This is a genomic window from Paenibacillus terreus (assembly GCF_042138595.1).
GTDB lineage: Bacteria > Bacillota > Bacilli > Paenibacillales > Paenibacillaceae > Paenibacillus > Paenibacillus terreus.
Genome location: NZ_JBHIRX010000001.1, coordinates 135,553 through 148,146 on the forward strand (window position 1 = coordinate 135,553; position 12,594 = coordinate 148,146).

Sequence of the window (12,594 nt, forward strand, 5' to 3'; positions counted from 1 at the left end):
ATACAGGAGGTTTTGCATATGAAAAAAAAGCATGTCATATCCGCACTCTGCGTCCTGGTCGCCGCAGCTAGTATTCTCGCCGCTTGTGGAGGGAAGAACGGTCAAGAAGGACAGGACGGCGCGCAGGCGGAGAACGGGCCCCTGGAAGTGACCATCGCCACACCACAGGTCGGGGAAGCTCCAGGCAAAGACACGGAGGTCGAGCAGGCCATCGAAAAATACACGAATACGGAAATCGATTTTCAATGGATTCCGGCGGCCGCGTTTGAAGACAAGAAAAACATTATGATCGCCTCCGACGAAATGCCGAAAGCATTCAAGATTACGTATAACGCTTCAACGCTGAACGCAATTCAGTCCGGCCTGTTTTGGGAGATTGGTCCGTACCTGCAGGACTACAAAAACTTAGCAGAAATCAACCCCATGCATTACGACAATATCAAAGTGGATGGCAAGCTGTACGGACTGCCGCTGTACCGGGATATCGGCCGTGCGGGCATCGTTTACCGCAAGGACTGGTTCGACGAGCTGGGACTGAAGATTCCGGTTACGCTGGATGACTGGTACCAGGCGGCGAAGACCGTAGCTGAGAAGGACCCGGATAAAAACGGACAGAGGGATTCGTATCTGCTGTTCCTTGACAAATCGTACAATGATCCGGCTGCCAGCAGCGCATTTCTGACACGGCTTGCCGTATCGCAAGGCGCCCCGAACAAGTGGGGAGTTGTGGACGGCAAAGTCATTCCGGAGTTCATGACCAAGCCTTATATGGACGTCATGAAGCTGTTCCGCAGACTCTATGAGGAAAAATTGATCAATCAGGATTTCTCCGTTGTGCAGACGGCTGATGCGGACAACAAATGGAATGCGGGTCAAGCCGCCATCCGGAATACGGTGGCGTCCGCAGCGGCCACTTCATACAACAATGTATCCAAGGCGGTGCCTCATGCGGTTGTCGATGTTGTGCAGTTCGAAGGGCCGTCGGGTCATCGTGTGCCGGCGGAACCGGGCAATAACGGCTTCTTCGTGTTCCCGAAATCGTTCGTGAAATCCGAAGCGGAATTGAAGCGGCTGCTCGGCTTCTTCGACAAGCTGCTGGAGCCCGAAATGTCCACACTGCTGAGCCGGGGGATCGAAGGCAAGCACTTCAAAAAAACAGAGGACGGAAAAGCGGAAATTACCGATTTGACACTGTTCAATCTCGAGGTGAAGCCGTACCGCGACAGCTTGCCGTCGTTCGAGGTGGGGGGACAAGGGCTTCCGCTCAAGATGAACGAACTGCAGGCTAAAGGCTGGGATATCGTTGCTGCGAACCTGGAGAATGTCGTTCCGAATGTGGCGCTGACCCTGCTGTCGCCGACCTATACGGAAAGAGGCAGCGAGCTGGATACGATGATCCGCGACGCCCAAACCAAATTCATCATGGGCAAACTGGACGAAGCAGGCTGGGAAGCGGAAGTGGCCAATTGGCGAAAGGCCGGAGGCGACAAAGTCATGGAAGAGTTCACAGCCGCGTACAACGAGCAGAAGAAATAAACGGCGAGCCGGAAATCCACTGTTGGAAACGGATTATTGGTATAATGGGTGTCGGTATAACCTTGCACGCCCGATACTGTAGTCAAAGGGGGAGGATATCCGATGCCCAGATATTTAGTCCGTTTATTCGTCTTTACCCTGCTGCTGGTTGCCGTTCCGGTCGTTTCCACCGGGACGATCTCCTACTTCATTGCCAAACAGGATATCGAGAAGAAAGTTAACGACAGCAACGAGCAAATTTTACTGCAAAACAAAACGCGAATCGAGCAAATATTCAAAAATGTGGAAATGGGCGCGGTGCAGTACATCAACTCTCCCCTGGCGGCCAGCTTGTACGACCGCGCCTTGACGGCCAACGATTTTCAGAACATAACGGCTTTGTCCAAGGGGTTATACAATCTTCATTCCATTGCGGGCGTGACCGACACCTTTCTGATCAATCTTGAGCACGACTGGATGATCAGCGAGCTTGGCTTTACCCCTTCCGGGACATTCCCCGACCGCGACCGGATGAGCGAGTATGCTCTGCAAACGAAGAAGATGTATTGGCGCGCGGAGGCTGCGGACCGGAAGGAACAACCGGATGACGAAGCGGTAGATCCTTATAAAATCCGACTGATTGTCAAGCTGCCCATGATCGCCTCCTCTTCTCAGCCAAAAGCGATGCTGATCGTCGACTTGTCTTACAATGAGCTTGAACAAGAGTTGCGCCAAAATACGGAATGGAGAAACATCTATGTGCTTAACAGCGAACGCGAGCCGTTTTTGTCCAACCCGGGCTCACCCAAGATCGATGGGGCGGTTTCGACAAAATTGAAAGCGGATTCACAAGCGGAGACGGGATATTTTGAGGAGCAGGGCCTGGCCGTCAATGTTCTCGGGTCCGACCATCATAACTGGACTTACGTATCGATCGTATCCATCCAGGAGATTACCAAGGAATCGCGAAAAATCGCCCTCGTTACGGTCAACGCCTGTGTGCTTATTTTTTCCGTGATTGCGGTATTCGCTTATTTCGGAAGCAGGCGGATGTACGAGCCGATCCGGCGGATGTTTGCGATCATGCAGCAGTTTGGCGGAGAATCAGATGATGCTGGCAAGAAGGATGAGTTCGCTTATGTCGAGGAGCGTCTGCACATCCTGTTCAGCTCGCGCAAGCAGCTTCAGCAGCAGCTGCAAGGGCAGCGTGGACAGATCAAGGAGTTTTTCCTGCATAAGCTGTTCATGGGACAGGTGACGGAGAGCGAGTTTGTCTACAAAAGCGGCGTGTATGGGATTACGGACAATAGCAACTCGCTCGGTGTGCTCGTCATTCAGATCGACACACTGCAGGACACGAGATATACGGAGAAGGACAAGGAGCTGCTGCTCTTTGCGATACACAATATCGTCGGGGAATTGATTCCGCCTCACAACCTGATCGGCTCGCTGCTGCTGGACCAGTCCCAGGTATCGCTGATTACAAGCGATTTGGACCGTTCTGATGAGCTGAAAGCGCTGTTTCATCAGCTGGGCGGGCAAATTCAAAACAAGGTGCGCGAGCTGCTTCAGCTTCAGGTCAGCATTGGCATTAGCCGAGCGTTTCACCGGTATGCAGGGGCTATGAACGCTTATTCGGAAGCGCTGGAGGCGTTGAAGCGGAGAATTAGCCTAGGCTATCACGTGATTGTGAGCTATGACGATATTGAATCGTCCGCCACGGCCAGTGTTCAGCCGGACGCTTCCTGGGCTTATCTGGAGAACGGTCTGGTCCATGCGCTGCAGGCAGGCGATGAGGCTTCGGTCCTCGAGCATTTCGACAAATACGTGAAATCGATTATGGAACAGAACGTTCCCTTCAACGATTTTCAGATTTTGGTGCTGGAACTGATCACGCGGATATATCGGCTGGTTCAGCAGCACGGAGGGGTTCTGGATAGCCTGCTTGGCACCAACTCGGCGGTTCAGCAATTTCTGAAGCTGAGCACGGCGGCGGACATCGTGTCCTGGTTCAAGACAAAGCTGCTTCCTCCGACCTTGTCCTTTTTGAAGGAGCAGATCGACTCGCAATATATGAGCATCGCCCGCCAAATGGTGCAGATGATTCATGATGCGTACGATCAGGACATCACGCTGGAAGCGTGCTCGGAGAAGCTGAATTTCCATCCGGTCTACTTAAGCCGGGTGTTCAAAAAGGAAATGGGCGTGACGTTCAGCGAATATTTGATGGAATACCGGATCAACATAGCGAAGCTGTGGCTGAAGGACAGCTCGCTGAAGATCAACGAAATCGCCGAACGGCTGAGCTACACGAATGCTACGGGTTTTATTCGCACTTTTCGTAAAATGACGGGCATGACCCCGGGACAATATCGAGAAGAGCATTCCAAATCATCATGACGGTGGAAACAATCGTGGATCTGGAAATGATCATGACTCAATGTGGAGGTGCTGGTTGCCTTGTCTTATGCGTTAGTTGATCGGCTCAAAGCGCAATACATGGCTGAGCCCAAATGGTACTCACTGAGATGGCATTATATCGAAGGATGCATCCTGAAGGCGTATTTGGACAGCTATATGCTGACAGGCGATGAGGCAGAATACGCTTTCGTCAAAGGTTTCGTCGACGCTCTGTACGACGCGGAAGGGCAGATTCCCGCCATCGACCCGGCAAATTACAATATCGATCAGATTCGGATGGCGACCGTCCTGTTCGCCTTATACGACAAAGAGCGAGATCCGAAATACAAACAGGTCCTGGACCTGCTTTACAAGCAGCTGGCTGTTTATCCCCGAACAGGCGCAGGCTCCTTCTGGCATAAGCAGAACTACCCTTATCAGGTATGGCTTGACGGTCTGTACATGGGGCAGCCGTTCCATGCTCAATATATCAAGCGGTTTGTGGAGGAGAAAGACTACAGCGATCCGCTTGCCCAGTTCCGCAATGCGCGCCGTTTTCTCTTTGACGAGGCAAAGCAGCTGTACCGGCATGCGTATGACGAGAGCCGGCACATGTTCTGGTCCGACCCGGCGACAGGTCATTCGCCGCACGTATGGGGGCGGGGTGCCGGCTGGTACGCCATGGCGCTGGTTGATATGCTGGAAATTTTGCAAGGGGAGCCGGCCGATAGCGGCTTCCTGAAGCAGCACCTGCAGGAGCTTGTGGACGGCATGCTGCCGCATCAGCACAGTGAGGGCATGTGGTATCAGGTGGTGGATCAGGGAGCACGGGCAGGCAATTATTTGGAAACGAGCGGAACGCTGATGCTCGCGTACGCCATTCTGAAGGGGGCCCGGCTCGGTTACCTGCCGCAAGCGTACGCCGTCTATGGCCAAAAAGCGTTCGACGGAACGATCAGCCGTTATATGCGTGAAGAAGGTGGGGAAGTGCTGCTGGGAGGCATTTGCCGCAGCGCCGGCCTCGGCAGGAAACCGGAAACGGGAGAGCTGCGCGACGGCACTTACGAGTATTATGTTTTCGGCGAGAAAATCGTCGAGAACAACGGGCACGGCGTGGCGCCGCTGCTTATGGCCTATAATGAAATCAAACGGCTGAAGCCGTGAATATCTAAGCTCCCAAATTGCTCTGATAGCGATTTAGGAGCTTTGTTGCATTTTCAGGGTTTGCAGCGCAGCATCATGTGGCCGGGGAAATAGCATTCCAATTACTTGCATAAATTGGAATCGTTTTGGGATTTATATAAATAATCTATTGCAGCCGAAAGGGTTTATCTCTATGAGTGATCGCCGCATATTCAGAAGCTTGCTCAAGGAGACGGGAGCAAACCAAAACAAAAATGATGGCGTACATCAAAGCACGCAGAATTCAGAGCCTCTCCCGTTATATCCGGATTTGCTGCAAAACGAGACCCGCCTTCGTTTGCTTTATGATAATTGTGCGGATGTCGTTTACCGGTCATTTCCGATCGGAGGAAGGACAGAGGCCTTTTTGATGTACATTGAAGGACTGGCGGATTCCGAGGGGATTGAGCAATATGTTATTTCTCCTCTCATTCAGGAGGAAGCTGGGGAAATCGATGATATCCGGCAGCTTATCGAACGAAAAATATCGGTAACGAAAGCGAAGGAATTCACGACCTATGCCGAGTGTATTGAATATCTTTCGAACGGATATACCATTCTGGTGGTTGACAGCCAGGCCGTGGGTTTTGGTTTTGGCTTGACGAAATGGAAGGAACGTCCCATTGAAGAACCTACGGCAGAAGTGGGGATCAGGGGGCCGCGTGAAGGATTTACTGAAACCTTGCGTGTCAATACTTCGCAAATACGGCGCATTATTAAGACCCCGCTGCTTAAAATGGAATCCGTAAAAATCGGCGAATATACCCGGACAAAGATTATTCTGGCTTATATTGAAGGGATTGTGGACAAGACGCTGGTGGAGGAGGTACGAAACCGGCTTTTGCGCATTCGGATCGATGGAATTCTGGAGAGCGGTTATATCGAGGAAATGATTGAGGATCAGCCTAACTCTCCTTTTCCGCAATTGCTCAATACGGAGCGTCCCGACGTAGTCGCCGCCAATCTGTTGGAAGGCAGGGTGGCGATTTTTACGGAGGGAACGCCGTTTGTCCTGATCGCCCCTGTCACTTTCTTTTCGTTAATTCAGTCGCAGGAAGATTATTATCAGCGGTTTCTGATCTCGACCGCTATTCGTTGGCTGCGTTATTTCTTTTTATTGCTCTCTCTCTTGCTCCCTTCGCTATATGTTGCGGTGCTTACCTTCCATCAAGAGATGGTGCCTGGCTCCCTGCTGATTAGTATGGCAAGTTCCAGGGAAGCGGTGCCTTTTCCGGCGTTAATTGAGGCATTGATGATGGAGGTTACCTTTGAAGCGCTGCGGGAAGCAGGCGTGCGGCTGCCCAAGCAGGTTGGCGCCGCCGTCAGCATCGTGGGTGCGCTTGTTATCGGGCAGGCGTCAGTTCAGGCCGGACTGGTGTCCGCGCCTATGGTGATTGTGGTGGCCATTACGGGAATCGCTTCTTTTATGATTCCGCGTTACGTCGTCGGAATTGCCGTGAGGCTCCTGCGTTTTCCGCTCATATTTCTTGCCGGGAGCCTGGGGCTTGTCGGTATCGTGATGGGGCTTATCGCCATTGTTCTGCATATGTGCAGCTTGCGTTCATTCGGAGTTCCCTACTTGTCCGAAGCGGTCACTCCCAATCTGAATGAATGGAAAGATGTATTCGTGAGGAGCCATTGGTGGAAGATGAACACACGCCCGCATTTTACGGGAAGATATAACAAATACCGGCAGGCAAAGGGTCAAAACCCCGATCCCGACCGCGGGAACAGCGAGTAATCACAACAACCCCGGAAAAGGAGAGTCGGGTGGATGAAGACATGGACAAGAACATTGATGATGACAGCTGTCTGCATCCTGGTGCTGCTTTTGCTGGGAGGCTGTTGGGACCGTACGGAGCTTAATGATTTGACACTCATTTCCGCGCTCGCTTTTGACACGGCGGAGAATCATCAGATTCGGGCGACCGTGCAATTCATCATTCCACAGAATCAGACTGGAGGAGGAGCGGCAGGAGGCGGCCCTTCAGGGGGTGGAATGGCGAAACGGACGTCCATCCGCTCGGAAACGGGGATTAATATCTCTGACGCCCTGTCCAAGCTGCAGCGGAAACTCCCCAGGAAAATGTTTTGGGGGCAATGCAAAATTTTTGTATTCAGCGAAGCCGTTGCCAGGAAGGGGATCGAGAAGCATCTTGATTACCTCATCCGTTTTCCGCAGACAAGAGAGAGGTCCTATGTATTCGTAAGCAAAGGAGATGCGGCGAAGGCGCTTGAGTTATTTCCGCTAATTGAAAATTCATCAGCTCAGGTGCTGTATGAGCTGGCTGATTTGCAGGTTGGGATGCGGGTAACAGTGCTTCAGCTAAGTCTTATGTTAAAAGGGGATTCCCGCGCGGCTGTTCTGCCAATGATCCACATCCTTCCGGAAATCAAATCAGGCGAACCATTTCAAACGATTCCTTATATGAAGGGGAGCGCTGTGTTCAAAAACGACAAAATGGTAGGGGAAATATCCGAAAAGGTCACAAGGGGCGTCATGTGGCTCAGAAATGAAATTGGAGAATATACGGCGGTGTTCGAATCGGAGGGGGCAGAGGGCAGGGTGTCGTTAAAACCGTTGAAGGCAAACATAAGACTGATTCCGGAGATTGAAGGCGATACATGGAAGATGACGGTTTGGATTAAGACGGAAGGAGACATCATCGAGAACGATACTGTGATAGACCCCATGAATCCGAAATTGCTTGCTCTTATGAGCAGGGGATTTGAGAATGCTGTAAGGGAACGAGTCAATCTTGCGCTGCACGAGATACAGCACCGGCATAAGACAGACATTTTAGATTTTGCGAAGGCTTTCCATCGAAAGTATCCCAAGCAATGGGAAAAAGTGAAACATCATTGGGATGAACAATTCACCAAAGTTCAGGTGATTACGAAAATTGATGCCAAGATTATTGAACCAGGACTAATCAGCTCTCCGGGAGGGCTGCCTGAGGAAGAGGTAAGAAAGAAATGAAATGGTTCTTATTCTGGGGGGTTACGATCTCTGTGCTGTTTATCACCCGTTTCGAGTGGCCGAAACTCAAAGCAAGACCGGTAAGAGATAAAGCCGTATTCATCTCATTGCTGCTCCTGGTCTGGATCCTGTCCATGCTGGATCTGCCCAGTACGCCCGGGCCGACTACGGTGCTTCTGTTCATCTTCAAGCCCTTTCGGGGGCTGGTGGAACCGTAGCGATCTTTGCAAGAGGGGATAGGACTACCCAAGGAGGTGAAGGATCATGTTGGAAAAAGGGAAAATTTCAGCTTTTCAAATGGGTCTTATGATGTATCCGGCCGTGTTGGCATCCGGTTATCTTGTACTTCCGACCGTAACGGCCCAATACGCCCAAAACGATCTTTGGCTTACGGGAGTTTTGGCCGCTTTGACAGGGATAATTACGGTATTTACTGTGACCCGCCTGCATGAGCTTTTTCCGGGGCAGACTGTCGTCCAGTATAGCGAACAGATCGTTGGCAAAATCCCCGCAAAAATGATCGGTCTCGTCTTTATTACCACCAATCTGCATGCTACAGGTGGGATTACCCGGCAATATGCAGAATTTGTCACGGGAAATTATTTATATAAAACACCTATGTTTATCATTATGGCATCCATGATTTTGCTGTGCGCTTTCGCCGTACGCGGCGGGGTCGAGACGATGACCAGGAGCACTGTCATTTTTTTGCCGATTTTTCTTTCCCCTGTCTTGTTTCTGGTGCTTCTGATTCCCGATCTGGATTTCAAAGCCATACTGCCGGTCCTGAGTCACGGGGTAACTCCGGTCATCAAAGGATCTTTCGCGATGATGGGCTGGTGCAGCGAATTGTTCCTGATGACTTTTTTCCTGCCCACTCTGACAGACCCGGAGAAGGGGAGAAAATGGGGTTATATTTCTCTGATCAGTATCGTGTTGTTTCTGACGTATTCCAACATAATGGCATTATTGTTACTAGGGCCGGCCCTAAGGGATAAAGTGTACCCTCTTCTGATCGCATTTCGGTATGTGAACGTTGGCACTTTCCTTGAAAACTTGGAAGCATTGCTGCTGGCGATGTGGGTCGTCGGAGCTTTTCTGCAAGTCAGCATATTTCTTTACGCTGCCACGATCTCAGTGGCACAATGTTTTCGGCTTGCGGACTACCGTTCGATTGTATTCCCGCTTGGCCTGTTCAGTCTGCTCATAAGCATTTGGGATATCCCCAATTTTCCGGTCTTCGCGTTTATGGTAAGAATGGCCGTCCCGTTTCATATTTTATCTACGAATCTGTTCATACCATTGCTATTGCTGGCAGTTGCTGTCTTGCGAAAGCAAGGTATAAGCGGGAAAGGAGGCTGATCAAAACGCTGAGTGCTTATTTTAAGTAAACGAGTCAAATTGAGAAATTCGATGGCTATATCTAAGATAATTTCTATTTTTGTTGACTGCATATTGGAGTATATGATACAATCTATCTTGTCGCTGCGAAAAATATTTCAAAGCTGACAAGTTCATTTGCGGTCGTGGCGGAATTGGCAGACGCGCACGGTTCAGGTCCGTGTGGGCTAACCCCCCGTGGAGGTTCGAGTCCTCTCGACCGCACCAACTTAACAATTAACGAGCTCTTGAGTTTCCTCTTGTGGAGATTCAGGAGCTTTTTGCATACTCGGAAAATTTGCAAGGTATGGCTCATCACATGAGCTGAAGAAAGCTTTGAGCTGTATTCCAGATGAACATAGATTTGCTTTTCTCTCAATCTAAAGTGGGGCATAACGTAGAACGGTGGGGTATGTGACTTCTGTCATGTGCTGTTTCTGGAACTATATGGATTACATCGGGATAAAAGGCTCAATTCGATTGACAAAATATCCCTGTTGTCTTATGATGATATTGGAAATGAAAGCGCATACTTAGTATATTTTACATTAGCTGTACTTATTTTTTCCCTCGCAGCTCTATCAACCGCTAAGGAGAGTGATGCTATCGGTAGATATCTCCGGAGATCGGGCGCATTCACCCGTCAGAGATGCTTGGAGTCATGATGGAATATGAAAAAAGAAGGGAGCAGTGAAATGAGATGAAAAGGAAGTTTTTTCCTAAAATGAGGACCTTCCTCGCGGCCTGTCTGATTGCGGCATTAGCCGTTCCGTTGTCTTCGCCGGCCGGGACAGGGGAGGCGGCCCCCGCTCATGTGGACAATCCGTTTATCGGCGCTACGGCGTATCTGAATCCGGATTACGCAAAATCCGTCGATATGTCGATTGCTAGCGCAGGAGACGATGAGCTGGCGGCCAAGATGGAGACCGTCAAGTCGTATCCGACAGCGGTTTGGCTGGACCGGATTGCGGCGATTCATGGCGGCGAAGCCGCCGGCGGGCGCCTCAGTCTGGAAGAGCATTTGGACAATGCGCTGGCGCAACAGCAGGGCAACACGCCGATCACGGCCAGCTTCGTTATCTACAATTTGCCTGGTCGCGACTGTCATGCCTTGGCTTCGAACGGCGAACTGCCACTCACGCAGGCAGCGCTGCAAAGATACAAAACGGAATATATCGATGTGATCGCAAATCTTTTCGCCAACCCGAAATACGAAGATATCCGCATTATTGCGGTGATCGAACCGGACTCGCTGCCGAACCTGGTGACGAACCTGAACACCCCGGCCTGTGCGGCAGCGAACTCAACTAATATCTACCGGGATGCGGTCCGCTATACGCTGGATCAACTGGCTGATATCCCGAACGTCTACAAATATTTGGACATTGGCCACTCCGGTTGGCTAGGATGGGATTCCAACCTCCAGCCGGCGGTCGATCTGTATACTTCTGTAGTTCAAGGAACGGAGGCGGGGTTGGACAGCGTTGACGGCTTCATTACCAATACGGCCAATACGACGCCGCTCGTTGAACCGAATTTGCCGGATTCGAATCTGACGATCAACGGCCAGCCGATCCGTTCGGCGAAGTTCTATGAATGGAACCCGTATTTCGATGAGGCCGACTTTACGGCGGCGCTCTACTCCGGGTTTGTGGCCAAAGGCTGGCCGTCCGACATCGGCTTCCTGATCGACACTTCGCGCAACGGATGGGGCGGGCCCGACCGGCCGACCGGCGCATCCGGCTCGGATATCAATACCTATGTGAACTCCGGCCGTATCGATAAGCGCCTGCATCGCGGCAACTGGTGCAACGCTGCGGGCGCGGGGATGGGGGTGCGGCCTGAGGCGGATCCGCAGGGTTATCCGCATATCGATGCGTTCGTCTGGGTGAAGCCGCCCGGAGAATCGGACGGCTCAAGCACGCAAATTCCGAATAACGAAGGCAAAGGCTTCGACCGGATGTGCGATCCGACCTACACAACGTCCAATGGCACGTTGACCGGGGCTTTACCGAACGCCCCAATTTCAGGTCACTGGTTCCACGACCAGTTTGTCGAGCTCGTGAAGAACGCCTATCCGGCCATTCCGCTAACCGATAACGGCGGCGGGAACACGCCTCCGGCCGCTCCGGCGCGGGTGACCGCAACGGCGGGCGACCAGCAAATAAAGCTGGATTGGAACGCGGTCCGCGGTGCGGAGAACTATATCGTCAAACGCGCGGCAAGTGCGTCCGGCCCGTTTGTGCCTATTGCCGAGACGGGGATTGCGACCACCTATACGGATACGAACGTCATGAACGGTACGGCTTATTTTTACGTGATCAGTGCCGTCAACGCTGTCGGGACAGGCCCGGATTCGGCCGTCGCCAGCGCAACTCCCGCCGTCCTGCCGGTTCCGGCTGCGCCTGCGGGCCTCGCGGCGGAGGCCGGGGACGCGCAGGTGAAACTGACCTGGAACGCGGAGTCCGGCGCGGACAGCTACAACGTCAAGCGTGCGCTGAGCGCGTCCGGCCCGTTTGAGACGATCGCGGAATCCATCGCGGGAACGGCTTATACGGATAACGACGTAGAGAACGGCACGACGTATTACTATGTCGTCAGCGCCGTCAATTTGTCTGGCGAAAGTGCGGACTCGGGCGTCGTCAGCGCGGCTCCGCAGGAAGCGCCTAAGGGCGATCTGGCGGTGCAGTACCGCAACGGCGATTCCAGCGCAACCGACAACCAAATCCGGCCGCACTTCAATATTAAGAACAACGGCCAGGACGGCGTCCGGCTAAGCGATTTGAAGCTGCGCTACTACTTCACCAAAGACGGAAGTGAAGCGATGCAAGCCTGGGTCGACTGGGCGCAAATCGGCTCTGCTAACGTGACGGTCACGTTCACGGACAGTTATATGGAGGTCGGTTTCACCAGCGGCGCGGGGACGCTCGCTCCGGGCGGCCAAACCGGCGAAATCCAGATGCGAATGGCCAAGTCGGATTGGAGCAATTTTGACGAGACCGACGATTACTCGTACGACGCGACCAAAACCTCCTTCGCCGACTGGGAAAAAGTGACGCTATTCCAAGACGGAGTTCTGGTGTGGGGAATCGAGCCTTAACCCGGGTGAATCGGTCAAGAGAGGAGGGAGAAGTGCA

Annotated in this window: 8 protein-coding genes and 1 tRNA gene; all 9 read left to right on the plus strand. The window is 52.2% G+C overall.

From position 1 onward, the window contains the following. The first annotated feature begins 18 nt into the window (after nt 1-18). The gene (locus ACE5KN_RS00660) at nt 19-1,536 is read left to right on the plus strand and encodes an extracellular solute-binding protein (protein WP_375525024.1); all 1,518 of its coding nucleotides are present in this window, start codon (nt 19-21) and stop codon (nt 1,534-1,536) included. A gap of 102 nt (nt 1,537-1,638) precedes the next feature. After that, entirely contained in the window at nt 1,639-3,915 is a 2,277-nt protein-coding gene (locus ACE5KN_RS00665) for a helix-turn-helix transcriptional regulator (protein ID WP_375525025.1), read from the plus strand. 42 nt (nt 3,916-3,957) lie between these two features. Then, the gene (locus ACE5KN_RS00670; RefSeq protein WP_375525026.1) at nt 3,958-5,079 is read left to right on the plus strand and encodes a glycoside hydrolase family 88/105 protein; all 1,122 of its coding nucleotides are present in this window, start codon (nt 3,958-3,960) and stop codon (nt 5,077-5,079) included. Between the two features lie 172 nt (nt 5,080-5,251). Beyond that, complete coding sequence (locus ACE5KN_RS00675; RefSeq protein WP_375525027.1) at nt 5,252-6,838, plus strand: spore germination protein; 1,587 nt, start codon at nt 5,252-5,254, stop codon at nt 6,836-6,838. A gap of 33 nt (nt 6,839-6,871) precedes the next feature. After that, nucleotides 6,872-8,077: a Ger(x)C family spore germination protein gene (locus tag ACE5KN_RS00680; protein WP_375525028.1), complete on the plus strand. Its 1,206-nt coding sequence runs from the start codon at nt 6,872-6,874 to the stop codon at nt 8,075-8,077. After that, nucleotides 8,074-8,295 carry a hypothetical protein gene (locus ACE5KN_RS00685; RefSeq protein ID WP_375525029.1) on the plus strand — a complete coding sequence of 74 codons (222 nt, stop codon included), beginning with the start codon at nt 8,074-8,076 and terminating at the stop codon, nt 8,293-8,295. Before ACE5KN_RS00680 ends, ACE5KN_RS00685 begins: the two co-directional genes overlap by 4 nt. A gap of 46 nt (nt 8,296-8,341) precedes the next feature. Continuing rightward, nucleotides 8,342-9,439, plus strand: a complete 1,098-nt coding sequence (locus ACE5KN_RS00690; protein ID WP_375525030.1) for a GerAB/ArcD/ProY family transporter — start codon at nt 8,342-8,344, stop codon at nt 9,437-9,439. A 158-nt stretch (nt 9,440-9,597) separates the two neighbouring features. Further along, nucleotides 9,598-9,685 (plus strand) — tRNA-Leu (locus ACE5KN_RS00695). A 472-nt stretch (nt 9,686-10,157) separates the two neighbouring features. After that, nucleotides 10,158-12,557 (plus strand): glycoside hydrolase family 6 protein, encoded by a 2,400-nt coding sequence (locus ACE5KN_RS00700; RefSeq protein ID WP_375525031.1) that lies wholly within the window; start codon nt 10,158-10,160, stop codon nt 12,555-12,557. Nucleotides 12,558-12,594 lie beyond the last annotated feature (37 nt).